Source organism: Pseudodonghicola sp. (assembly GCF_048268305.1).
GTDB lineage: Bacteria > Pseudomonadota > Alphaproteobacteria > Rhodobacterales > Rhodobacteraceae > Pseudodonghicola.
This window is the reverse complement of sequence record NZ_JBLWVT010000001.1, coordinates 400,168-424,316: the sequence shown is the minus strand read 5'-3', so window position 1 is coordinate 424,316 and position 24,149 is coordinate 400,168. Positions and strand designations below refer to the sequence as shown.

Annotated in this window: 24 protein-coding genes; 13 read left to right on the top strand and 11 right to left on the bottom strand. The window is 64.5% G+C overall.

Features of this window, described 5'->3' with window-relative positions; genetic code table 11:
* Nucleotides 1-19: 19 nt before the first annotated feature.
* The 9 genes from ACN0V4_RS02075 to coxB form a co-directional block, all read right to left on the bottom strand.
* Entirely contained in the window at nucleotides 20-616 is a 597-nt protein-coding gene (locus tag ACN0V4_RS02075; protein WP_417672851.1) for a GNAT family N-acetyltransferase, read from the bottom strand.
* A 19-nt stretch (nucleotides 617-635) separates the two neighbouring features.
* A complete protein-coding gene (locus ACN0V4_RS02070; protein WP_417672850.1) occupies nucleotides 636-1,898 on the bottom strand; it encodes a M16 family metallopeptidase in 1,263 nt (420 codons plus the stop codon).
* Nucleotides 1,895-3,283, bottom strand: coding sequence for a threonine synthase (thrC, locus tag ACN0V4_RS02065; RefSeq protein ID WP_417672849.1), 1,389 nt, complete (start codon nucleotides 3,281-3,283; stop codon nucleotides 1,895-1,897). The genes ACN0V4_RS02070 and thrC overlap by 4 nt, the downstream gene beginning before the upstream one ends.
* Nucleotides 3,280-3,960, bottom strand: a complete 681-nt coding sequence (locus ACN0V4_RS02060) for an SURF1 family protein (protein ID WP_417672848.1) — start codon at nucleotides 3,958-3,960, stop codon at nucleotides 3,280-3,282. The genes thrC and ACN0V4_RS02060 overlap by 4 nt, the downstream gene beginning before the upstream one ends.
* Nucleotides 3,961-4,057: 97 nt before the next feature.
* Nucleotides 4,058-4,873, bottom strand: a complete 816-nt coding sequence (locus ACN0V4_RS02055; RefSeq protein WP_417672847.1) for a cytochrome c oxidase subunit 3 — start codon at nucleotides 4,871-4,873, stop codon at nucleotides 4,058-4,060.
* 22 nt (nucleotides 4,874-4,895) lie between these two features.
* Nucleotides 4,896-5,477, bottom strand: a complete 582-nt coding sequence (locus ACN0V4_RS02050; RefSeq protein WP_417672846.1) for a cytochrome c oxidase assembly protein — start codon at nucleotides 5,475-5,477, stop codon at nucleotides 4,896-4,898.
* A gap of 35 nt (nucleotides 5,478-5,512) precedes the next feature.
* A complete protein-coding gene (locus tag ACN0V4_RS02045) occupies nucleotides 5,513-5,689 on the bottom strand; it encodes a hypothetical protein (protein WP_417672845.1) in 177 nt (58 codons plus the stop codon).
* Nucleotides 5,686-6,642, bottom strand: a complete 957-nt coding sequence (cyoE, locus tag ACN0V4_RS02040; RefSeq protein ID WP_417672844.1) for a heme o synthase — start codon at nucleotides 6,640-6,642, stop codon at nucleotides 5,686-5,688. The genes ACN0V4_RS02045 and cyoE overlap by 4 nt, the downstream gene beginning before the upstream one ends.
* A 58-nt stretch (nucleotides 6,643-6,700) precedes the next feature.
* Nucleotides 6,701-7,591 (bottom strand): cytochrome c oxidase subunit II, encoded by an 891-nt coding sequence (coxB, locus tag ACN0V4_RS02035; protein ID WP_417672843.1) that lies wholly within the window; start codon nucleotides 7,589-7,591, stop codon nucleotides 6,701-6,703.
* 176 nt (nucleotides 7,592-7,767) lie between these two features.
* Between coxB and tldD the strand changes: the two genes are divergently transcribed.
* From tldD to ACN0V4_RS02010, 5 genes are all read left to right on the top strand, one after another.
* Entirely contained in the window at nucleotides 7,768-9,189 is a 1,422-nt protein-coding gene (gene tldD / locus ACN0V4_RS02030) for a metalloprotease TldD (RefSeq protein WP_417672842.1), read from the top strand.
* Nucleotides 9,190-9,401: 212 nt separating this feature from the next.
* Nucleotides 9,402-10,535, top strand: coding sequence for a DNA-processing protein DprA (dprA, locus tag ACN0V4_RS02025; RefSeq protein WP_417672841.1), 1,134 nt, complete (start codon nucleotides 9,402-9,404; stop codon nucleotides 10,533-10,535).
* A 299-nt stretch (nucleotides 10,536-10,834) separates the two neighbouring features.
* The gene (topA, locus tag ACN0V4_RS02020; protein ID WP_417672840.1) at nucleotides 10,835-13,471 is read left to right on the top strand and encodes a type I DNA topoisomerase; all 2,637 of its coding nucleotides are present in this window, start codon (nucleotides 10,835-10,837) and stop codon (nucleotides 13,469-13,471) included.
* Nucleotides 13,472-13,669: 198 nt separating this feature from the next.
* Complete coding sequence (locus ACN0V4_RS02015; RefSeq protein WP_417672839.1) at nucleotides 13,670-14,374, top strand: CoA transferase subunit A; 705 nt, start codon at nucleotides 13,670-13,672, stop codon at nucleotides 14,372-14,374.
* A 2-nt stretch (nucleotides 14,375-14,376) separates the two neighbouring features.
* Entirely contained in the window at nucleotides 14,377-15,003 is a 627-nt protein-coding gene (locus ACN0V4_RS02010) for a 3-oxoacid CoA-transferase subunit B (protein WP_417672838.1), read from the top strand.
* 125 nt (nucleotides 15,004-15,128) lie between these two features.
* On the opposite strand, the gene ACN0V4_RS02005 is transcribed toward ACN0V4_RS02010, so the two are convergent.
* Together ACN0V4_RS02005 and ACN0V4_RS02000 are read right to left on the bottom strand one after the other, a co-directional pair.
* Nucleotides 15,129-15,986 (bottom strand): lytic transglycosylase domain-containing protein, encoded by an 858-nt coding sequence (locus ACN0V4_RS02005; protein WP_417672837.1) that lies wholly within the window; start codon nucleotides 15,984-15,986, stop codon nucleotides 15,129-15,131.
* Between the two features lie 65 nt (nucleotides 15,987-16,051).
* Nucleotides 16,052-16,237 carry a hypothetical protein gene (locus ACN0V4_RS02000; RefSeq protein ID WP_417672836.1) on the bottom strand — a complete coding sequence of 62 codons (186 nt, stop codon included), beginning with the start codon at nucleotides 16,235-16,237 and terminating at the stop codon, nucleotides 16,052-16,054.
* 114 nt (nucleotides 16,238-16,351) lie between these two features.
* On the opposite strand from ACN0V4_RS02000, the gene ACN0V4_RS01995 reads away from it, so the two are divergent.
* The 8 genes from ACN0V4_RS01995 to ACN0V4_RS01960 all read left to right on the top strand — a co-directional run bounded on the left by ACN0V4_RS01995 (nucleotide 16,352) and on the right by ACN0V4_RS01960 (nucleotide 24,144).
* Entirely contained in the window at nucleotides 16,352-16,549 is a 198-nt protein-coding gene (locus ACN0V4_RS01995; RefSeq protein WP_417672835.1) for a hypothetical protein, read from the top strand.
* Between the two features lie 199 nt (nucleotides 16,550-16,748).
* Entirely contained in the window at nucleotides 16,749-16,931 is a 183-nt protein-coding gene (locus tag ACN0V4_RS01990) for a hypothetical protein (protein ID WP_417672834.1), read from the top strand.
* Nucleotides 16,932-17,067: 136 nt separating this feature from the next.
* Nucleotides 17,068-17,925: a Flp pilus assembly protein CpaB gene (cpaB, locus tag ACN0V4_RS01985; protein ID WP_417672833.1), complete on the top strand. Its 858-nt coding sequence runs from the start codon at nucleotides 17,068-17,070 to the stop codon at nucleotides 17,923-17,925.
* Between the two features lie 192 nt (nucleotides 17,926-18,117).
* Entirely contained in the window at nucleotides 18,118-19,554 is a 1,437-nt protein-coding gene (locus tag ACN0V4_RS01980) for a type II and III secretion system protein family protein (protein WP_417672832.1), read from the top strand.
* A 17-nt stretch (nucleotides 19,555-19,571) separates the two neighbouring features.
* Nucleotides 19,572-20,225, top strand: coding sequence for an OmpA family protein (locus ACN0V4_RS01975; protein WP_417672831.1), 654 nt, complete (start codon nucleotides 19,572-19,574; stop codon nucleotides 20,223-20,225).
* A gap of 213 nt (nucleotides 20,226-20,438) precedes the next feature.
* Nucleotides 20,439-21,680, top strand: coding sequence for an AAA family ATPase (locus tag ACN0V4_RS01970; RefSeq protein WP_417672830.1), 1,242 nt, complete (start codon nucleotides 20,439-20,441; stop codon nucleotides 21,678-21,680).
* A 20-nt stretch (nucleotides 21,681-21,700) separates the two neighbouring features.
* Nucleotides 21,701-23,176: an ATPase, T2SS/T4P/T4SS family gene (locus ACN0V4_RS01965; protein WP_417672829.1), complete on the top strand. Its 1,476-nt coding sequence runs from the start codon at nucleotides 21,701-21,703 to the stop codon at nucleotides 23,174-23,176.
* On the top strand, nucleotides 23,176-24,144 hold the full coding sequence (locus ACN0V4_RS01960; RefSeq protein WP_417672828.1) for a type II secretion system F family protein: 969 nt from the start codon (nucleotides 23,176-23,178) through the stop codon (nucleotides 24,142-24,144). Before ACN0V4_RS01965 ends, ACN0V4_RS01960 begins: the two co-directional genes overlap by 1 nt.
* The last annotated feature ends 5 nt before the right edge of the window (nucleotides 24,145-24,149 follow it).

The following is a 24,149-nucleotide window of genomic DNA, read 5'->3' as shown; positions in this document are numbered from 1 at the left end:
GGCCGATGCCCAGCGCGCCTCAGGCGCCGCTCACCCCGGCATCGGTGCGACCACGGCGATCGCTACGCAGGCAGGCATAAAGCACATGGGTGCGCCAGCGCCCGTTGATCTGCAGATAGGACTGCGCCACGCCCTCGTATTTGAACCCGGCGCTTTCCAGAAGCCCGCGCGAGGCGGCGTTCTCGGGCAGACAGGCGGCCTCGATCCGGCTCAGCTCCATCCGGGTGAAGGCGTGATGCACCACCGCCCCGATCGCCTCGCGCATATAGCCGCGGCGCGCGTGGATCTCGCCGGTCCAATAGCCCAGCGTGCCCATCTGCGCCGGCCCGCGCCGGATATTGTCGAGCGTGATCGCCCCCAGCAGCACCTGATCGGAACGGCGGAACAGGAACAGCGGCAGCGCCGAGCCATTGGCCACCGAGCGCTGCGCCCAATAGACCCGGTTGGTAAAGGCCTTGCGGCTCAGGTGATCCTCGGCCCAGGACGGCTCCCAGGGCGTAAGGAAGGCCCGGCTGTCGACCCGCAGCGCGGTCCAGGCGCGGAAATCCGAATGGGCGGGCGGCCGCAATGTCAGCCGCTCGGTCTCGATCCTGAGCTTGCGTTTGGCCAGCAGCATGTCTCGGACTCCGCGCGCCTCAGGCGGCGCGCCGCTCTTGCAGCTCGGCCAGGCTCGGCGCCGCCTCGACCGGACCATAGAGCGCCAGCGCCGCCGGGGCCGCGACCGCGGTCTTCTCGGCAAAGGCGCGGACCGCTTCGATGGTCACCGCGTCGATCCGTGCGACCGTCTCTTCCAACGGCGGCACCTTGTCCCAGATCTGCACCAGCCGCGCCAGCCGTTCGGCCCGGTTCGACGGGCTTTCCAGCCCCATCAGCATGCCGGCCTTCATCTGCGCACGGGCGCGGGCGATCTCGGCATCGGTCATGTCCTCGGCGGCGCGTTTCATCTCGTCGATGGTGATGCCAGCCAATTCGCCGATCTGCTCGGCCGAGGTGCCGGCATAGATCGTCGTGGTGCCGGTATCGGCATAGGCGCCGGTCTGGGCGAAGATCGTGTAGCACAGGCCGCGCGTTTCCCGCACTTCCTGGAACAGCCGCGAGGACATGCCACCGCCAAGCGCATTGGAATAGATCTGGGCGGTATAGATCTCGTCATCGCAATAGCCCGGGCTTTCCAGCGCCAGGGCGAAATGCGCCTGCTCCAGCGACTTGACCTTGCGGAATTCACCGCCGGTGAACCGCGCCGGGGTCACCACGCTCGCCGGGCCAGCCGGCAGATCGCCGAAGAGTTCGGTCGCCAATCGCACCAGTTGGTCGTGATCGACCGCGCCGGCAGCGGCCAGGATCATCTGCCCCGGGCAATAGTGCTCGGACACGAAGCCCGCCAGATCATCGCGCGAAAAGGCGCTGACCCGCTCGGTCGGCCCCAGGATGGTGCGGCCCAGCGGCTGATCGTGATAGCTCGCCTCCTGCAGCCAGTCGAAGATCACGTCATCGGGCGTGTCATTGGCCTGGCCGATCTCCTGCAGGATCACCCCGCGCTCGACCTCAATCTCTCGCGGGTCGAACACCGGGTTCAGCAGGATATCCGCGATCACATCGACCGCCAGCGGCACATCGGCCTCGAGCACCCGGACATAATAGGCGGTCACCTCGCGCGAGGTATAGGCGTTGATATAGCCGCCGACATCCTCGATCGCCTCGGCGATCTGCAGGGCGCTGCGCGTCTTGGTTCCCTTGAAGGCCATATGCTCCAGAAAATGGGCGACGCCGTTCTGTTCGATCCGCTCGTGCCGTCCACCGGCCGTGACCCAGATCCCGATAGAGGCCGACTGCAACCCCGGCATCCGCTCGGAGACGATGCGGAAGCCGTTGGCCAATTGATGCTGCTGAACGCTCACCTGGCGATATGTCCCTTGATATGGTCTTCGATGGTGCTGAGATCGTTGGCGATCCGCGTCACCCGTTCCGGCCTGTCATACAGATCCGCCATCCGCGGGGGAAGGGGTGGACGGATGCCGCAGGCTTTCTCCACCGCATCGGGGAATTTCGCCGGATGCGCGGTGGCCAGCGTGATCATCGGGGTGCCGATCACGCGCGCCTCTTCGGCCACCTTCACGCCGACGGCGGTATGCGGACAGATCAGCTCGCCGCTCTGCTTCAGCGTGGTCGCGATGGTGGCAAGCGTTTCCTGTTCCGAGGCGCGGCCAGAGGAGAACGTCTCGGCCAGCGCCTGCATGGCGCCCTGGCTCACGTTGAAACCTCCCGACTGCAGCTCGTTCATCAGTTGCGCCACGGCGGCGCTGTCCTGATCATAGGCGTAATAGAGCGCGCGTTCGAAGTTCGAGCTGACCTGGATATCCATCGACGGGCTGATCGAGGGGATGGTCTCGCCCTTGAAATAGCCCTGCCCCGACAGGCAGCGGTGCAGGATGTCGTTCTGGTTGGTCGCCACCACCAGCCGGTCGATCGGCAGCCCCATCCGCTTGGCGATATAGCCGGCGAAGATATCGCCGAAATTGCCGGTCGGCACGGTGAAGCTGACAGTGCGGTGCGGCGCGCCCAATGCCACGGCGGAGGTGAAGTAATAGACCACCTGCGCCAGCACCCGCGCCCAGTTGATCGAGTTGACGCCGGCGAGCTTGACGCCATCGCGGAACTCGAAATCGTTGAACATGTCCTTCAGCCGCGCCTGGCAATCGTCGAAATCGCCATCGAGCGCCAGCGCATGCACATTCGCATCGGCCGGCGTCGTCATCTGACGGCGCTGCACCTCGCTGACCCGGCCATGCGGGAAGAGGATGAAGACATCGACATTCTCGAGCCCGCGGAAGGCCTCGATCGCGGCGGAACCGGTATCGCCCGAGGTGGCGCCCACGATGGTCACCCGATCACCGCGCCGCTTCAGCGCCACTTCGAACAACTGGCCGATCAGCTGCATGGCGAAGTCCTTGAAGGCCAGCGTCGGCCCGTGGAACAATTCGAGCAGGAAGTGGCCCGGCGCCAGTTCCACCAAGGGCGCCCGGGCGATATGGCCGAAGCCGGCATAGGCCTTGGCGATGATCTCGCGGAATTCGTCATCGGTGAAGCTGTCGCCGATGAAGGGGTGCATTACCCGGAAGGCAACCTCTTCATAGCTCAGCCCTTCCAGCGCGGCGATGTCGGCGGTGGACATCTGCGGGATCGATTCGGGCAGATAGAGGCCACCGTCGCGGGCCAGCCCGGTCAGCATGGCCTCTTCAAAGGACAGCACGGGCGCCTGCCCGCGGGTCGAGACATATTTCATCGCTTGATACTCCGCGATCGGGCGCGCGTGCGCCACAGAAAGTAAAGGGTCATCACCGCCCAGATCAGCGCCAAACCATACCAGGTCACCGCATATTGCAAGTGGTCGTTGGGAATTCCCTCGGTCGAAACCGGCAGGGGCGTGATGGCGGGGTCGTTTTCGCTGCGCGCGACCAGCAGCACCGGTTCGGTTCGAAGTTCCTTCGCCAGCATGGGCACGTCGCGGGCGAACCAGATATTCGCGGCAAGATCAGGTTCGGGGGTAAAGCTGTCGATCTCCTGCGGCCAGTGCAGGTTTCCCGTCACCGACATCGGCCCGATGCCGCGGGGCGCCCCCTTGTCGGTTGCCGGGATGAAACCGCGGTCGATCAGGATGCGCCGCCCGGTGTCGGTGACGAAGGGCGCGATCACCCGATAGCCGGCGCCAAGCGCCTTGGTCGAGACCAGAACGTCGATCTCTCCGGGTTCCATCGTGCCCTGCACCTCGACCGCGAGATAGCGGTCGCGCTCCGGGTCGGGATTGGCGGGCAAGGGCACCGGCGCCTCGTCGATCCGCGCCGAGATCTCGGCCAGGACCGCCTGTTTCCAGGCCAGTCGCCGGATCTGCCAATTGCCCAGCGCCACCAGAACGGCAGCACCGGCGAGGCCGATCAGCAGCAGGAACAGGAAACGGCGCATGCCAGGGCTCCGGGGGACAAAAAAGGCGCGCGGGGGTCCGCGCGCCTCGCTTTACCTAGGGCGGGGGCGGGATTTCAACCGCAAACCCCGCAATCGCTCAAGACAGGCCCGAGCTGCCCCAGATGTAGACGGCGAAGAACAGGAACAGCCAGACCACGTCGACGAAGTGCCAGTACCAGGCGGCCGCCTCGAAGCCGACGTGCTCTTCCGGGGTGAAGTCCCCCTTCATCGCGCGCACCAGGCAGACCGCCAGGAAGATCGTGCCGATGATCACGTGGAAGCCATGGAAACCGGTCGCCATGAAGAAGTTCGAATAGAACTGGTCACCGCCGAATTCCCAGCCCTCGTCAGTCAGCAGGACGAAATATTCATAGGCCTGCAGCCCGGTGAAGCTGAGCCCCAGCGCGATGGCGATCGCCAGGCCCTGCACCAGCCCCTTGCGATCGTTGCCATGCACCAGCGAATGGTGTGCCCAGGTGACGGCACAGGCCGACAGCAGCAGGATCACCGTGTTGATCAGCGGCAGGTGGAACGGGTCGACGGCCTGGATATGCGGCGGGACGTATTCCGTGCCGAAATAATCCTGCATCGGGTAGATCGCATGTTTGAAGAACGACCAGAACCAGGCGAAGAAGAACATCGCCTCGGACATGATGAAGAGGATGAAGCCATAGCGCAGCCCGATCCGCACCACCGGCGTGTGGTCGCCCACCCGCGCCTCGGCCACCACCTCGGACCACCACCCATACATGGTGTAGAGCACCAGGATCAGCCCGACCCAGAAGGCGGCCGAGGTGACCCCATGCATCCAGAGCACCGCGCCGAACAGCATGGTGAAACCGCCGATCGACCCCAGCAGCGGCCAGGCAGACGGGGGCAGGATATGGTAGTCGTGATTTTTCGCGTGTGCCATGAAGCGACCTCTCCTCTCGGTCTCAGTTCAGGTTTGTGTCCGCCTTCTGGGACAGGGCGGCAAAGCCCTCGGGCAGATCAATTTCGTAGAATGTATAGGACAAGGTGATGGTGCGGACGAATTTCGCCTCAGGATCCTCGACGATCGCGGGATCGACGAAGAAGGACACCGGCATCTCCACCCGCTCGCCGGGCTGCAGCACCTGCTCGGTGAAGCAGAAACAGGCGATCTTGTCGAAATAGCTGCCGGCCGAATAGGGCGCCACGTTATAGGAGGCCTGCCCGGCGATCGGCCGGTCGGTAGGGTTATAGGCCTCGTAGAAGGCCAGCCCGGTTTCACCGATCCGCAGCGTCACCTCGCGCTGGAGCGGCTTGAACTCCCACGGCATGTTCCGATCCTTGGAGGCGTCGAAACGGATCTTGATGGTGCGATCCAGGATCACCTCCGACCCCGTCTCGGCCACGCTGGTCTCGCCGCCATAGCCGGTGACCCGGCAGAACCAGTTATAGGCCGGAATCGCGGCCCAGGCGAGGGCGCCCATAGTGACGACGACAGCCACGAGCTGCAGCACCGTGCGTTTGATGGCGGATTGTTGGCCCGACATGTCTTCCTCCTCCCTTCAGCTCCTCCCCAGGCGCATCAGTTTCCCGTTCCTCCTTGGGAAACTGCGGCGACCGGGTGCGGCCCCTCCCCCCGCTGGGTCTTGGCGATGGTCAGGCCGAAGACGATCAGCACGAAGGCGCCCAGCACCAGCCCCACGCCGAGGTTACGGCCGAAGCGACGCCGGTGCAGATCGTGAAGCGGTCTCCAGCTCATCCCCAGCCCCCAAGCCCGTAGGGCCTCAGCACCGCCTCAAGCAGGATGGCGCCGAAATGCAGGAAGAGATAGAGCAGCGACAGCTTGAAGAACCCGCGCTCCACCTTGAAATTGTCGGCTTCCGAGGCCGTCTCGTCCCGGCGCAGGATCCGCCAGGCGCCGCGCAGGAACAGCGCGTTCAGCACCAGCGACACCGCCAGATAGATCGGCCCGCCGATGCCGGTGAAGGCCGCGCCCAGCGAAAAGACGGCGAGCAGCACGGTATAGGCCAGGATGTGGCGACGGGTCGACCGGCGACCATGGGTCACGGTCAGCATCGGCACGCCGGCATCGTCATAGTCAGAGCGCATGAACAGCGCCAGCGCCCAGAAATGCGGCGGCGTCCACAGGAAGGTCAGCGCGAACATCAGCCAGGGCTCGATCGACATCGAGCCGGTGGCGGCGATCCAGCCGATCACCGGCGGGAAGGCCCCGGCAGCGCCGCCGATGACGATATTCTGCGGCGTCGCCCGTTTCAGCCAGATGGTATAGATCACCACATAGAAGAAGATGGTGAAGGCCAGGAAGGCGCCGGCGAAGATATTGGTGGCCAGCGCCAGCATCATCACCGACAGGCCCGACAGCGCCAGACCGATCTGCAGCGCCTCGCCCGCATCGACCCGACCCAGCGGGATCGGCCGATTCTTGGTGCGTTTCATCACCATGTCGATATCGGCATCCCACCACATGTTCAGCGCGCCCGAGGCGCCGCCGCCAATGGCGATGAACAGGATCGCGCAAAAGCCGACGATCGGATTGACGGGAACCGGCGCAGCCACCAGCCCGACCAGGGCGGTGAAGACGACAAGCGACATCACCCGCGGCTTGAGCAGGGCGAAGTAATCGCCGAACCCGGCCTCGCGGTCAGGGGCCGAACTGGTGGTGATACTGGGGTTGATGCTGGCGTCGCTCATGTCTCTTCACGTCTCCAAGGCCGACGGTCCTCCCCGTCCACGGCCGTTCGTCTTTCCGTCAGTTGGCCGCGACCTGGTAGCTCGCCGGCGCGGCAGGAGTGCCGGCGTATTCCTCGATCGCCTTTTCCAGCCATTTGTCATAGGCCTCCTGGCTGACCACTTTCACCGTGATCGGCATGAAGGCATGGTCCTTGCCGCAAAGCTCGGAACACTGGCCGAAATAGATGCCCTCCCGTTCAGCCTTGAACCAGAGCTGCGCCAGCCGGCCCGGCACGCCGTCCTGCTTAACCCCGAAGGCCGGCATCGCCCAGGAGTGGATCACGTCCGCACCGGTCACATTCATGACAACGATCTTGTTGACTGGCACCACCACCGCGTTGTCGGTCGCCAGCAGGAATTCGTCACGGCTATAGCCGGCCTCGACCAGCTTGGCCTCGACTTCGGGGGTCAGCATATAATTCCCGCCGGTCGCCGGCTGGCCGATCATGTAGCTGTCGAAGGAAAAGCCCGCGTCGACATATTCATAGCCCCAGTACCACTGGTATCCCGTGACCTTGATGGTGATATCGGCCTCGGGGATCTCCTGCTGCTGGAACAGCACCGGCAGGGAAATCGCGCCGATGAAGGCAAGGATCACGATCGGTACAACGGTCCAGAGGATTTCGATTGCCGAATGATGGGTAAAGCGGGCCGGTGTCGGATTGGCGCGCCGATTATACCGGACGATCACCCAGAGAATCAGCCCGATGACCAGCAGGGTAATCGCGGCGATGATGATCAGAAGCGTGTGATCGAGCCACTGCAGCTTCCGGGCCAGTTCCGTCGCGGGGGGCTGGAAGCCCATCTTGCCGCTCACCGGCTTGCCGACGATCTCCAACGCCTCCTCCGCCATGAGGGGCAGGCTGCTCAGGGCCAGAAAGCCCGCTGAAAGACTCAAAACCTTCTTCATATCTCGTCCTGATCGGTCGATCCCGCCCTCCTCCCGGAACCAACGAATGCCGACGGGATCGGCAGGCACCCGTTGTCTTTAACTGTGCAAAAAACCATATTCTTCCTGTCAGATAAAGCGAAATGCTTGCGTCACAGCGACGCTTCTTGATTTGGATCAAATAACGAGGCCGCGAAATGCGATCAGAGACCTACCGCCCGTTCGAATCACTCCTGCCGGAGGATGAGGCGCTCGCCATCGTGAAAGCGGCCACCGAGGGCGCCGACGACGGCGAACTCTTTGTCGAGCGGCGGAAATCCGAGGCGCTGGTTTTCGACGACGGGCGGCTGAAAACGGCGAGCTACGACGCCTCCGAAGGCTTCGGGCTGCGCGCGGTCAAGGGCGAGGTGGCGGGATACGCCCATTCCACCGACGTCTCGATCGCCTCGCTGCGCCGGGCCGCGGAAACCGCGCGGCTTGCTGTTGGTCAGGGCGGCGGGGTGCTGGCGCCGCCGCCGCAGGCCACCAACCACCGGCTTTATACTGACGAGGATCCGATCGGCGGCATCGCCTTCCCGGTGAAGATCGAGACGCTGCGCGAGATCGACGCCTTCGCCCGCGATCTCGACCCCCGGGTGGTGCAGGTCTCGGCCAGCCTCTCCGCCTCGTTGCAGGAGGTGGCGATCATGCGCCCCGACGGGGTGATGGTGACGGATGTGCGGCCGATGACCCGGGTGAACGTCTCAGTCATCGTCGAGCAGAACGGTCGGCGCGAGACCGGCACCGCCGGCGGCGGCGGCCGCGTCGGCCTCGACGGGCTGATCGCCCCGGAGAACTGGCAGGCCAAGGCGCGCGAGGCGCTGCGGATCGCCCTGGTCAACCTCGATGCGGTTCCGGCCCCCGCCGGGGTGATGGAGGTGGTGCTTGGCCCGGGCTGGCCCGGCATCCTGCTGCACGAGGCGATCGGCCACGGGCTGGAGGGGGATTTCAACCGCAAGGGCAGTTCCGCCTTCGCCGGGCTGATGGGCAAGCAGGTGGCCGCCAAGGGCGTGACGGTGCTGGACGACGGCACCATTCCCGACCGTCGCGGCTCGATCACCGTGGATGACGAGGGCACGCCCTCGCGCCGCAACGTGCTGATCGAAGACGGCATCCTGGTGGGCTATATGCAGGACCGCCAGAACGCCCGGCTGATGGGGGTGGAGCCCACCGGCAACGGCCGGCGCGAAAGCTATGCCCATGCGCCGATGCCGCGGATGACCAACACCTATATGCTGGGCGGCGATGCCGATCCGGCCGATATCGTCGCCGAGATCAAGGATGGCATCTGGGCGGTCGGATTCGGCGGTGGCCAGGTCGATATCACCAACGGCAAGTTCGTATTCTCCTGCACCGAGGCCTACCGGGTGCAGAACGGCAAGGTCGGCGCCCCGGTCAAGGGCGCCACGCTGATCGGCAACGGGCCGACCTCGTTGCAGCACATCCGCGCCCTCGGCAACGACATGGCGCTGGACCCGGGGCTGGGCAATTGCGGCAAGGACGGCCAATGGGTGCCGGTGGGCGTCGGCCAACCCACCGTGCTGATGGACCAATTGACCGTGGGTGGCTCTGCCGCCTGATCCCCGCCGCCCGATCGGGCGGACAACAGCGTCACTTGACCATAGAATCGCCGCCCCGCTTGGACTCCGGGGCGGCGATTTTCCTTCGAGGGTGACCGAGCATAGCGAAATGCGGCGAAATCCGGACAAGCACCGCCACATTTTTGCCATGATTAATCCAGCGTTAATGATTTTCGCCCTAAGGTTGTCTTGGCAAGCAGGCGGAGGACAGGATGCCCAGAACGCAGCACTCTTCCACCCACCCAGCATCACCCACCACGGAAGATGATCTGGTCGCCCGCCTTCGTCTGCTTCGCTCCCGCCGGGTCGGGATTTCCACCTACCGCCGGCTGATGGCGGATCATGGCAACCCATTCGAGGCGCTGCGCGCCCTGCCCGAGATCGCCCGCGCCGCCGGGCTCGAGGAGTACGAAACCTGCCCCGAGGCCTTGGTCGCCGCCGAGATGCGCGCCGGACGCGCCGCCCGCGCCCGGCTGATCGCCGAGGACGACCCCGATTACCCCGCCGCGCTGAAGCAGATCGCCGATGCGCCGCCACTGATCTGGGCGGTCGGCGACGTGCGGGTGCTGGCGCAACCGGCGATCGCCCTGGTCGGCGCACGCAATGCCTCCTCGCTCGGCACGCGGATGGCCCGGGGATTGGCCAAGGAACTGGGAGAGGCCGGCTTTACCGTCATCTCCGGCCTCGCCCGCGGGGTCGATGCGGCGGCGCATCTGGCCGCGCTCGACACCGGCACGGCGGCAGTCATGGCCGGCGGCGTCGATGTGATCTATCCGGCTGAAAACGCCGGTCTTGCCGCCGATATCGCCCGCCGGGGCCTGCTGATCTCGGAACAGCCGATGGGCATGGCGCCGCAGTCCCGGCATTTCCCCCGCCGCAACCGCATCATCTCGGGCCTTGCCCAGGTGGTGGTGGTGGTCGAGGCCGCCGCGCGTTCCGGCAGCCTGATCACCGCCCGCGACGCATTGGATCAGGGGCGCGAAGTCCTGGCGGTGCCCGGCCACCCCTTCGACGCGCGGGCGGCCGGCTGCAACATGCTGATCCGCGACGGTGCGGTTCTGGTGCGCAATGCCGAAGACGTGATCGCCGCCCTGCCCCGGGCTGCTGCCCTGATCGAGCCCGCACAGCCCGGGGCGGTCCCCCCGCCGCCGGAGCGCAGCCTGCGCGAAACGGCGGCGCTGCATCAGCAGATCCTCGACCGGCTGGGCCCGTCCCCGCTGGCCGAAGACCAGTTGATCCGCGACCTCAAGACCTCTCCGGGCCAGATCGGCCCCGTCCTGGTCGAGCTGGAGATGGAAGGCCGCATCCAGCGCCAAGCGGGCGGTCTCTTGTCGCTGCGGCCCTGAACCCTGTCACCCCGGCCTCCCGCATGGGGGACAGAAAGCGATTTCAGACCTGGACCAGGCACGAATTCCGCGGCGACGAAAGTGCCGCGCCCGCGTGTAAAATGATTTCCAAACCGGAAACGTCACGCCGACAAATGACCAAGCCCGCGTGGTTTTCAGTCCGCTCTTCCGGCGCCTCAATGGTCGGAAATATGCCGCAATCTGTGCCGAAACCGCGTGGATTGACAATTGACCCTTGCACACCACATCTTGCCCGCTCATAGAAAGCGCCGTCTCCGCCGCAAGAGGTTATTCACTAAATGCCTGTAGTTGTTGTCGAATCCCCCGCAAAAGCGAAAACGATCAACAAATACCTGGGCCCAAATTACACCGTTCTCGCCTCTTACGGCCATGTTCGAGACCTGCCGCCGAAAGACGGATCGGTCGATCCCGACCATGATTTCGAAATGACCTGGGAGATTTCTCCGGACAGCCGCAAGCATATGAAGGCCATTGCGGATGCGCTTGAGAACGACAATTCCCTGATCCTCGCCACCGACCCTGATCGCGAGGGGGAGGCGATTTCCTGGCACCTGCAAGAGGCGCTGACCAAGCGGCGGTCGATCAAGAAGGACACCGACGTCAAGCGCGTCACCTTCAACGCCATCACCAAGGATGCGGTGACCGAGGCGATGAAGCACCCGCGCCAGGTCGATGTCGATCTGGTCGACGCCTATCTGGCGCGCCGGGCGCTGGACTATCTGGTGGGCTTCAACCTCTCCCCCGTGCTGTGGCGCAAGCTGCCCGGCGCCAAATCGGCCGGTCGGGTGCAATCGGTCTGCCTGCGGCTGATCGTCGAGCGAGAGATGGAGATCGAAGCCTTCCGGGCCCGCGAATACTGGAGCGTCAAGGCCATCCTGGTCACCCCGCGCGGCCAGGAATACGAGGCCCGGCTGACGGTTCTGGCGGGCAAGAAGCTCGACAAATATGACATCGAGAACGCCACCCAGGCCGAGCTGGCGGTTCAGGCGATCACCAGCCGCGATCTGAAGATCGCCCAGGTCGAGGCGAAACCGGCCAGCCGCAACCCCTCGCCGCCCTTCATGACCTCGACCCTGCAACAGGAGGCCAGCCGCAAGTTCGGCATGGGCGCCCGCCAGACGATGAGCGCGGCGCAGCGGCTCTATGAGGCGGGCTATATCACCTATATGCGGACCGACGGCATCGACATGGCGCCCGAGGCGGTGACCGCCGCCCGCGCCGCCATCGGCGACCGCTATGGCGCCGCCTATGTGCCCGCCGCCCCGCGCATCTACAAGAACAAGGCGAAGAACGCGCAGGAAGCCCACGAATGTATCCGCCCGACCGACATGACGATGGATGTCGAGGGGCTGAAGGTCACCGATCACGATCAGCGCCGGCTCTATGATCTGATCTGGAAGCGCACCCTGGCCAGCCAGATGGAATCGGCGCGGATGGAACGCACCACGGTCGAGATCGCCAGCGCCGACAGCCAGGTCGGCCTGCGCGCCACCGGTCAGGTGATGCTGTTCGACGGCTTCCTCAAGGTCTATGAAGAAGGCCGCGATGACGTCACCGACGAGGACGACAAGCGCCTGCCGCAGATCATGCAAGGCGAACCGGCCCAGAAGCGCGAGATCAGCCCGGAACAGCATTTCACCCAGCCGCCGCCGCGCTATACCGAAGCGACTCTGGTCAAGCGGATGGAAGAGCTGGGCATCGGCCGCCCCTCGACCTATGCCTCGATCGTCACCACGATCCAGGACCGCGGCTATGTTCGCAAGGACAAGAACCGGCTGATCCCCGAGGACAAGGGCCGGCTGGTGATCGCCTTCTTGCAGAACTATTTCCGCAAGTACGTGGGCTATGATTTCACCGCCCAGCTCGAGGACGAGCTTGACCATGTCTCGGCGGGGGAAGCCGATTACAAGGACGTGCTGGCCCGCTTCTGGCGCGATTTCTCGGCGGCGATCGAGGAAACCTCGGAACTGCGCATCACCGATGTGCTGGAGAAGATCAACGAGGTGCTGGCGCCGCATCTCTTCCCGCCGAAGGAGGATGGCAGCGATCCGCGCCTGTGCCCGAGCTGCGGCAAGGGCCGGCTGTCGATGCGCACCGCGCGCTCCGGCGGCGCCTTCATCGGCTGCTCGAACTATCCCGAGTGCCGCTATACCCGCCCCTTCGGCCCGCCGGGCCTTGAGGATGCCTCCACCTCGGGCATCCCGCCCGAGGGCAAGCTGCTGGGCGAGGACGCCGGTGACAAGGTCTATGCCTTCAAGGGTCGCTTTGGGCCCTATGTCCAGCGCGGCGAGGTAACCGAAGACAACAAGAAGCCGCCGCGCCAGTCGATCCCGAAGGAATGGACGCCCGAGGAGGTGACGCTGGACCAGGCGGTCAAGCTGCTGAGCCTGCCGCGGCTGATCGGCAACCACCCGGAGGACGGCGTCCCGATCTGGTCGAACATCGGCCGCTATGGTCCGTACCTGAAGCATGCCGACACCATTTCGAACCGCGGCGGCACCAATGCCACGCTGGAGGATGTCGAGGATGTCTTTACCATCGGCATGAACCGGGCGGTTGAGATCCTTGCCGCCAAGCCCAAGCGCGGCTCTGGCGCCGCCGCGGCCCCCCTGCGCGAGCTGGGCGAGCATCCCGATGGCGGGCAAGTCGACGTGATGAAGGGCAAATACGGGCCTTACGTCAAATGGGGCAAGATCAACGCCACCCTGCCCGAGGCGATGGAGGTTGATACCGTCACGCTGGAACAGGCGCTTGAACTGCTTGCCGAAAAGGCCGCGAAAAAGCCCGGCGCCAAGAAGCCGGCGGCGAAGAAGACGACCGCCGCCAAGAAGACCCCGTCGAAAACTGCGACAAAAACCACGGCGAAAAAGGCCCCGGCCAAGAAGGCTGCGACCAAGAAAGCCACCGAAAGCTGATCCCGATCGGCGGGGGCATAGCCCCCCGCCCGTCCCGCCGGATCGCACCACCGTATTTCTACTATATTGGAGCAAAGCCGCCCGGTGCGGTACTCCCGGCCGGAGCGGGCCGCTGGAGGAGACGCCCGGGCAGGATCATTGACTCTTGCCCAGCCCCCCTGCAGTGATTCCTGCAATCTGGGTTTGAGGGAGACATCCATGAGCAAAGTCTACGCCACCGCCGCCGAGGCCCTGGACGGGGTCCTGTTCGACGGCATGCTGATTGCGGCGGGCGGCTTCGGCCTCTGCGGCATTCCCGAGCTGCTGATCAATGCCATCCGCGACGCCGGCACCAAGGAGCTGACTGTCGCCTCCAATAACGCCGGCGTCGACGGTTTCGGCCTGGGGATCTTGCTGGAATCCAAGCAGGTCCGGAAAATGATGGCCTCCTACGTCGGCGAAAACGCCGAATTCATGCGCCAATACCTCAGCGGTGAGCTGGAGCTGGAATTCAACCCGCAAGGCACGCTGGCCGAACGCATGCGCGCCGGCGGCGCTGGCATCCCGGGCTTCTACACCAAGACCGGCGTCGGCACGGTGATCGCCGAAGGCAAGGAAGTGAAGCAGTTCAATGGCCAGGATTACATCCTGGAAGAGGGCATCTTCGCCGATCTGGCCATCGTCAAGGCCTGGAAGGCCGATACCACCGGCAACGCGATCTTCCGCAAGACCGCGCGCAACTTCAACCCGCCGGCGGCGATGTGCGGCAAGATCTGCGTGATGGAGGTGGAGGAGATCGTCCAGCCCGGCGAACTCGATCCCGATCACATCCACCTGCCCGGCATCTATGTGCACCGCCTGATCCAGGGCGATCACGAAAAACGCATCGAACAGCGCACCGTGCGCAAGAAAGAGGAGGTCTGATCATGCCCTGGGATCGCAACCAGATGGCGGCCCGCGCCGCGCAAGAGCTGGAAGACGGGATGTATGTGAACCTCGGCATCGGCATCCCGACGCTGGTGTCGAACTATATCCCCGAGGGCATGACCGTGACGCTGCAGTCGGAAAACGGCATGCTCGGCATGGGCCCCTTCCCCGTCGAGGGCGACGAGGACGCCGACCTGATCAACGCCGGCAAGCAGACCATCACCGAACTGCCGCAATCGGCCTATTTCGACAGCGCCACCTCCTTCGGGATGATCCGTGGCGGCAAGATCGCCATGGCGATCCTCGGCGCCATGGAAGTCAGCGAAAAGGGTGATCTGGCGAACTGGATGATCCCCGGCAAGCTGGTCAAGGGCATGGGCGGCGCCATGGATCTGGTCGCCGGCGTCGGCCGCGTGGTGGTGGTGATGGACCACACCAACAAGCACGGCGAATCGAAGGTGCTGAAGGAATGCACCCTGCCGCTGACCGGCAAGGGCGTGGTCGACCGCATCATCACCAACCTCGGCGTGCTCGATGTCACCCATAAGGGGCTGCATATCGTCGAGCTGGCCGATGGCGTCACCCACGAAGAGATGCTGGCCTCGACCGAAGCCACCATCGTCTGACCGATGCGCCCGGCCCATCGGCCGGGACGCCTTCGGTGCGACAATATCCGGGCAGAGAAGGCGCGCGGTCAGTCCCCCCGTCTTCTCTGCCTGTTGTCTTGGGCCACCTCCGGCCCGTCCCCCAGTCAGTTCATCGCCACGAAGACGCAACCGTCCGAGATCAGCTCGGGCGGGGTCTGGCAGAGACCGCGCGCCACCTGGAAGGTGGCGAGCACCTTCGGCACGTAATCACGCGTCTCAGCGAAGGGCGGCACCCCGGCATAGTCGCGCACCGATCCCTCCCCCGCGTTATAGCCGGCAAGCACCAGGATCGGATCCCGGCCGAAGGTCTTCATCAGCCAGTCGAGGTATTTCACCCCTCCGGCGATGTTCTGGCGCGGCTCTAAACTGTCATCGACCCCGAAGCGCGCGGCAGTGGCGGGCATGAGCTGCATCAACCCCTGGGCGCCGGCACGGCTGACCGCATCCGCCTTGCCACCTGATTCCACCGCGATCATTGCCAGCACCAGCGCCGGCGAGACATCGGTGCCGACGGTGGCGCGCAGGATGTCGAGGCCGCGCGCCCGGGCGATCTCCTGCAGCGCCTGCAACCGCGGGGCGGGGACGGTCTGGGCGCCGCTCAGCACTTGCAGGGCGCGCTGCAACCGGCCCGGCCCCGATTGCGCCAGCTCGGGAGAGATCTTTTCCCAGAACCAGTCATAGCGGCCGGGAGAGCCCGTCACCCCCGGCAGCGGCAAGGGGAGCGCGGCCATCCGTGCCTCGGCCTCTGGTTCGGGCGACTTCGCCACCGGCTTCAGCCCGTCGCCGGGCTGGATCTGCACGGTGATCCGCCGCGTCGCCCCCGGTGCCGGCGGCTTGATCCGCTTGGCCTGGAAATCAGGATAGGGCAGCGGTGCCTCGGCCATGGCGCTGCCGCCCGTGCCCATGAGCACGACCGCGGCCAGCCCACCGGCCAGCCGTTGCACGAAGACACGAAGACCCATCTGCCCGCCTCGTTGTCCGGTTCCGTTTCTTGTTCTTGCCTGCGAGCTTGGGTGAAAACCGCCCTTCACGCCACAATTTCCGCCTTAATTTGGGCATTTTTGATGGGCTTGACGCCAAATTGCATCGCCCCGGCCGGAGTCCCGGCACGGAGCAAAAATAATTTCATTTCATTTTCAATGAGTTGCAGAAATCCCCTCGCCTTGAAAGGGAATGAACCGAAAAATCCGCCTTTTGGCCCCAATCCTGCCATGTCCGGTTGGCTATATCCTCCCATACCGCGACGGACGGGGCCTTTGAGAGAACAGGTTCGGTCGGATGGCGGGGCAAACAGACATCCTTTTGTGATCCTATGGAGGGACCAACTATGACCAAGCTGTTCAAGAAATTCCGCGAAAGCGAATATGGTGCCGTGACCGTTGACTGGGTCGTGCTCACCGCCGCCGTCGTCGCCCTGGCCGGCGCCGCCTATACCGCGATTGGCAACAACACCAAAACGCTGTCTGATGCCGTCGCCACCAAGATCGGGACCGAAGTGCCGACAATCGCAGGCGCTAGCAAGTGATCCCAGCCCGGCCCAATCAATACCGCACCCCTCGCAGGGGTGCGGCGTTTTCCACTTCGGACAGCCGCCTTTCCTCCGATCACCGATCAGACATTGCCTGAGCCGCAAGCGCGGGCCCATCCCCCCTAGGGCGGATCGCGCTCCTTGCGATTACCCAAGCGCCCCGATCTCGGCATGATCACCAGACTTCGAGAACGCGATGCGCGACCGGCTCAAGATTTTCCTGCGCGATGAAAATGGCGCGATCTCCGTCGATTGGCTGATACTGACCGGGGTCATCGCCGTATTGGTCATTCTGGTGGTGCCGCCGCTGCTGAACTCGGCGGGAAAGCTGAGTGATAAGGTCGCCGACTATATCGCCGCCTTGGACTTCGTGTTCTAAGACCCCTGATCCGCAGCGAAACTTGCCCCGAGATCGCCCCTGCATCCCCCCGGATTCGCCACAATCGCCTGTCCGGATATAAGCGAAAGCCCCCGCCCGGCATCGCCGGCGTCTGCCAGCAGAGAAAGGCCCTGTCATGCGTGCAATTTTCGGTCTCGTGCTGATCGTCGGCGTTGCCCTGGCGGGGGGCGCGGTGATGATGGCCAAGAATTACATCGCCGATTATCAGCAGGCGCTTGCGACGGAGCGGTCGACGCATCAGGAGGTCGTGCCGCTGACGGATGTCTATGTCGCCAGCCACCCGCTGCGCTATGGCGAACCCCTGACCAAGAAGGACGTGCGCAAGGTTCGCTGGCCCAAGGCGGCCGTTCCCGAGGGCGCCTTCACCGATCTTGACGCTCTGGTGCCCGCGCAACCTGATCGCGCCCGCGTCGTGCTGCGGGCGATGGAGAAGGACGAGGCCATCCTCGCGGTCAAGGTGACCGGCCCCGGAGAGGATGCCGGCATCACCTCGCAGCTTGCCCGCGGCATGCGCGCCTTCGCCATCCGCGTCGATGTCGCCACCGGCGTATCCGGCTTCCTGCGCCCCGGCGACCGTGTCGATGTCTATTGGACCGGCGACCCGGGCCGTGCGACCGAGGGCGGCCGCGGCGATATCACCCGGCTGATCGAATCCCGTGTGCAACTGATCGCCGTCGACCAGACCGCCAGCGACGATGTCAGCGGCGCCACCATCGCCCGCACCGTCACCGTCTCGGTCCTGCCCGAACAGGTTGCCGCCCTGGCCCAGGCGCAAAGCAGCGGCAAGCTGTCGCTGGCCCTGGTCGGCGCGGGCGACGATACCGTCGCCCAGCCGATCGAGGTGGATCAGCGCGCACTGCTGGGGTTGGACGTGCTCAAACCGCGGTTCGAGGAGACGAAACCCGAGGTCTGCACCATCCGCACCCGCCGCGGGTCGGAAGTGGTGGAAATCCCGATCCCCTGCACCAACTGAGGCCCACAGGCCCCTTTTGCCCGCGGCCCCGGCCACGCCGGGGCATTGCGCATTCCCAACACAAAGATTTCCCATATAAAGAAGCGTCCGGAAATCTTTGATTCTTGAAAAAAATCCCCCCGTGACGCAGACTGTTTCGATAGTCGGGCAAGAAGACCTGGCATCAGAGGCGTGATCCGAGAGGCAGGTCACATGGCTAAGAACCGATGGACAAGGAAACTTTCGACAGCCGCGGCGCTGATCGGAGTGGCTTTGTTCATGGCGGCCCCCACCGGAGCCATCGCCCAAAGCAATGACATTCTGCGCATCGTGAAAAAGGGCACCACCTCGACGCTCGATGTGCCGATGAACCGCGCCGTCGTGGTTGAAAGCGATGTGCCCTTTGCCGAACTCAGCATCGCCAACCCCGGGATCGCCGATATCTCCTCGCTGTCCGACCGGACCATCTATGTGCTGGGCAAATCGCCCGGGCTGACCACGCTGACCCTGCTCGACGGCTCGGGGCGGCTGATCACCAATGTCGACGTCAAGGTCGCCGCCGATGTGACCGAATTCAAGGAACGCCTGCGCCAAATCCTCCCCGGCGAGAAGATCGAGGTGCGCACCGCCAATGACGGCATCGTGCTGTCCGGCACTGCCTCCAGCGCGCAGAAACTGCAGCGGGCGCTTGATCTGGCCGAACGCTATGCCCCTGATCGGGTGTCAAATCTGATGAGCGTCAGCGGCGTACAGCAGGTCATGCTGAAGGTTCGCTTCGCCGAGATGCAGCGCAGCGTGTCGAAATCGCTCAGCTCCTCGCTCGGGATATCGGGCGGCAGCAATTTCGGCGTGGCCGGCGGCACTGGCACGTTGAACAACCAGCCCGCGCTCAGACGATCGCTGGCCGGCAAGATTCCCGCCAGCAACGAAAATGTCGGCGCCGTGGTCTTCGGCTTCAATGCCGGTGCCTTCCAGGTCAACCTGCTGCTCGAGGCGTTGGAGCAGAAGGGCGTCGTCCGCACCCTGGCCGAACCCAACCTCTCCGCCCTGTCCGGACAGGAGGCGAAATTTCTCGCCGGTGGCGAATATCCGATCCCGGTGGCCCAGGCCGATGGGGTCTATTCGATCGAATACAAACCCTTCGGCATCGAGCTGGCCTTTACCCCGCGGGTGGTCGACAGCGATCTGATCAACCTCGAACTGAAGGCTGCGGTCTCTGCCATCGACAGTTCGAACAGCGTCAGCGTCAACGGCTTTGACGTCAACGCCTTTTCCCGTCGCGAGACCTCCACCACGGTCGAGATGCGCGACGGCGACAGCTTTGCCATCGCCGGGCTGATGCAGGACGATTTCCTCGACAATGCCTCGCAGCTGCCCTGGCTGGGCGATGTGCCAGTGCTGGGCAGCCTGTTCCGCAGCGCCGATTACAAGCGCAGTCAGACCGAACTGGTGATCATCGTCACCGCGCATCTGGTCACCCCCACCCGGGGCGAGGCGCTGGCCCTGCCCACCGACCGGATCAAACCGCCCACCGAAAGCGACCTGTTCCTGTTCGGCCGCACCAGCGCCAGCAAGAAACTGCCCCGCGGCGCCGCCGGCGAAGTCGCCAAGCAGGACTTCAGCGGCTCCTATGGCTATGTGATGGACTGAGGCTGAGGATGGCGCGGATGCACAAGCTGATGACCGGTCTCGGGATGGCGCTGGCGCTGGCCGGCTGCAGCGAGACCGGCGGGCCGGTGCCCGGCAGCTTTCTGCGCGAGGCCGGCGCCCAGGTCGAGGACAACGCCTTCGGCGACGCGACGCGCAACAACACCCAAGTGATGAACGGCGAGCGCGACTATGTCGTCAGCCTCGCCAACCGCTTCGCCACAGAGGTGCCCACCACCATCACCTTCGCCTTCGACAGCGCCCAGCTTGACGCCGATGCGCGCGCGGTGCTGGACCGCCAGGCAAGCTGGATCCGACAGTTCCCCGAGGTTCGCTTTCGCGTCTACGGCCATACCGACGCGGTCGGCACCGAGGCTTACAACCGCCGCCTGGGACAACGCCGCGCCAATGCCGTGGTCGCCTATCTGGTCTCACGCGGGGTTGAGCGGGCGCGTCTGGAAGGGGTGGTCTCCTTCGGCAAGACACAGCCGCTGATCCCCACCCCGGACCGCGACCGCCGCAACCGCCGCACCGTGACCGAGGTGTCGGGCTTTCTCGAACGGCATCCCTCGCTGATGGACGGGAAATATGCCGCCGTCGTCTATCGGGAATACCAGGTCAGCGGCAAGCCGCAATCGGATGTGTCACAGGTCCAGTCGGCCCTGACGGAATAACGCCCCGGCCCGTTGCGGCGCATCGTTCCCGTCTTCCCTACAATTGGGGAATTTTGGCCCCAATCTCGCCTAGATTGTCGAACACATTAACCCAAATTAGCGGACAGGCGACTTACCCGAGTCGCGTGGGGGCCGGGCGATGCTGACATGGCGCGGTTATGTCCCTGCGCCACCAGCGCGCTCGCCCGCCCTCAAAACAGAGGATTGAAGGCAATGAGCAGCGCAATGCCGCAAACCGAACTCGCCCCGATCACGGCCTGCACGATCAGCAGAGACGTGCAAAATTTCGATCTTCTGATCGAAGACATGGAAGCCGCCCTGGGCGAGGCTTGGGGCGATCTCGGCTTTGCCGAGGCCTTGGCCTTCTTCAACCAGCCAGAAGCGGAGACGCTGGAGTTCGTGGCGCTGGCGATCGACAGTTCCGATGAAGGCAACCTGGTCCTTCTGGGCGAGATCATCACCCAGGCGAAGGCGCACGACATCAATGTCATCCTGATCGCCGAGGATGTCACCCCGGCCTCGCTGCATCAGCTTCTGCGCAAGGGCGCCGACGAATTCGTCCCCTACCCGCTGCCGGAGAACGAACTCCAGGCCGCCATCGAACGGATCAAGGGGCTGAAAGCAGCCCCTGCCCCGGCCGCACCGCAACAGGCCAGACCGCTGAAGACCGGCCAATCCAAGGAGGGCGCGGTGATCGTGGTGCATGGGGTCGCCGGCGGGATCGGCTCGACCACATTTGCGGTCAACCTCGCCTGGGAACTGGCCAATATCAACGGCAAGGACTCTCCCGGCGTCTGCCTGCTTGACCTTGATCTGCAATATGGCGCGGTCGCCACCTATCTGGACCTGCCGCGGCGCGACATCGTCTTTGACCTGTTGTCTGATACTCAGGCGCTCGATGACGACATGTTCAGCCAGGCGCTGCTGCATTTCGAGGACAAGCTGCATGTGCTGACCGCGCCCGCCGACATGGTGCCGATGGAGCTGATCAGCCCCGAAGACGTGCAGCGGATCATCAGCATGGCCCGCAAGCATTTCGACTATGTGGTGATCGACATGCCGAGGACATTGATCCAATGGTCGGAAACCGCGCTGCAGGCGGCGCATGTCTATTTCGCGCTGATCGAACTCGACATGCGGTCGGCGCAGAACACCCTGCGCCTGAAGCGGGCTTACGAATCCGAAGACCTGCCGTTCAACAAGCTGCGTTTCGTGCTGAACCGCGCCCCGAAGTTCACCGACCTCACCGGCAAGAGCCGGGTCAAGCGGCTGGCGGAATCCTTGGGCATTTCCATCGACCTGCAGCTTCCCGACGGCGGCAAGCCGGTGACCCAGGCCTGCGATCACGGGCTGCCGTTGTCCTCAGCCTGCGGCAAGAACCCGCTGCGCAAGGAAATCTCCAAGCTTGCCCGATCGCTGCACGATCTCGGGCGCAACGAAGCTGAGGCGGCCTGAGCCGACAAGGGGGCGAAGCGATGTTTTCGAAATTCAAGAAAGCCACCGAAAACGGCGCCAAGCCGGTTGGCAGCCGGGTGACGCGCGTGCCGCAACCACCACAGCCCAAGCCAGCGACCGAGCCGGTCACGCCGGCCCCCGCCCCCCATGCGCGGCTGCGCAAGCCGATGCCGGCCAGCCCGGCCCAGACGGCGCCGCAGGATCGTGACCGCAAGCGCAAGGAACGGTTGGGCGAGATCAAGCTGGAGCTGCACCGCGCGCTGCTGGACAACCTCAATCTCTCGGCGCTGGAACACGCCTCGGAAGCCGAGCTGCGCAACGAGATCAGCGCCATCTCGACCGAAATCCTGACCGAGAAGAACATCGTTCTGAACCGCGAGGATCGCCAGACCCTCAACAAGGAGCTCTACGACGAGGTCACCGGCCTGGGCCCGCTGGAGACGCTGTTGCAGGACGACACCATCAGCGACATCCTGGTCAACGGGCCGCATCAGGTCTTTGTCGAACGAAATGGCAAGCTGCAACTCAGCGACGTGACCTTCAAGGATGAACGCCATCTTCTCCGGATCATCGACAAGATCGTCTCGGCAGTGGGGCGGCGGGTAGATGAATCGACCCCCTACGTCGACGCCCGCCTTGCCGACGGATCACGCTTCAACGCCATGGTGCCCCCCATCGCGGTCGATGGTTCGCTGGTCTCGATCCGGAAGTTCAAGAAAGACAAGCTCAGCATCGACGAGCTGGTCAATTTCGGCGCCTTCACCGAGGAGATGGCGGCCTATCTCCAGGCCGCCGTCGCCACTCGGCTGAACGTCATCGTCTCGGGCGGGACCGGTTCGGGCAAGACCACCACGCTCAACGCGCTCTCCTCCTTCATCGACAATTCCGAACGCATCCTGACGATCGAGGATACTGCGGAACTCCAGCTCCAGCAGGTTCATGTCGGCCGGATGGAAAGCCGCCCCCCCAACGTCGAGGGCAAGGGCGAGGTCACCGCGCGCGACTGCCTGAAGAACGCCCTGCGGATGCGCCCCGACCGCATCATCGTCGGCGAAACCCGCGGCCAGGAAGTCATCGACATGCTGCAGGCGATGAACACCGGCCATGACGGGTCGATGACCACGATCCACGCCAACTCGGCCCGCGACGCGGTCAGCCGGCTTGAGAACATGATCGCCATGGCCGGGATCGAGATGCCGATCAAGGCGCTGCGCAGCCAGATCGCCAGCGCGGTCCATCTGATCGTGCAGACCAGCCGGTTGCAGGACGGCTCGCGCCGGATGGTTTCGATCACCGAGATCACCGGGATGGAGGGCGACGTGATCTCGATGCAGGAGATCTTCCGCTATCAGCGCGTCGGCCTGACCCCAGACAACAAGATCATCGGCCATTTCACCGGCACCGGCGTGCGCAGCCACTTTTCCGAACGCTTCCGGATGTGGGGCTATGATCTGCCGGCCTCGATCTATGATCCCACCACCCTGGAGGTCCGCTGATGCAGTTCGGCATTGAGGCGATCATCTATGTGCTGATCTTCATCGGCGTGGTGGTGCTGGTCGAAGGGATCTATCTCGTATCCTTCGGGCGCTCGATCAGCCTGAACAGCCGGATGAACCGCCGGCTCGACATGTTGGAAAAGGGTGCCGGGCGCGAACAGGTGCTGGAGCAGCTCCGCAAGGAGATGCACCAGCATATGAAGTCGCAGTCGATCCCGCTCTATTCCCTGCTGGCCGACAAGGCGCAGAAGGCGGCGATCGCCTTCACCCCGCGTCAGCTCGTGATGCTGATGATCGGGCTGGCGCTGATAGCCTATGTCGGCCTCACCGTCGGCACCGGCACCGGGCTGGCGATCCGGCTGATCGCCTCGGTCGGGATCGGGGTCGGCGGCGTCTATTTCTGGATCAACCACAAGGCCAAGAAGCGCATGGGGCTGATCGAGGAACAATTGCCCGACGCCATCGAACTGATGGTGCGGTCGCTCAAGGTCGGGCACCCGTTCTCTTCGGCAATCCAGATCGTGGCGAAAGAGGTTGACGATCCGCTTGCCACCGAATTCGGCATCATCGCCGATGAGGCCGCCTATGGTCGCGACATCAGCGACGCGCTGAAGGACATGGCCGAACGGCTTGGCATGCAGGATTTGCGGTTCCTCGCCGTGGCGGTGGCGATCCAGCAGCAATCGGGCGGCAACCTGGCCGAGGTTCTGGGCGGCCTGGCCAAGGTGATCCGCGCCCGCTTCCGCCTGTTCCGCCGGGTCAAGGCGATCACCGCCGAGGCGCAGTGGTCGGGCAAGTTCCTGTCGGCCTTTCCGCTGGTCTGCCTGCTGCTGATCCTGATCAAGAGCCCGAATTACTATGACGGCGTGATCGACCACCCGCTTTTCATCCCCGCCTGTTTCGTCGTCGGCATCCTGCTGGGGCTGAACCTGATCGTCATGCGGGTGCTGACCAATATCAAGGTGTGACCGCC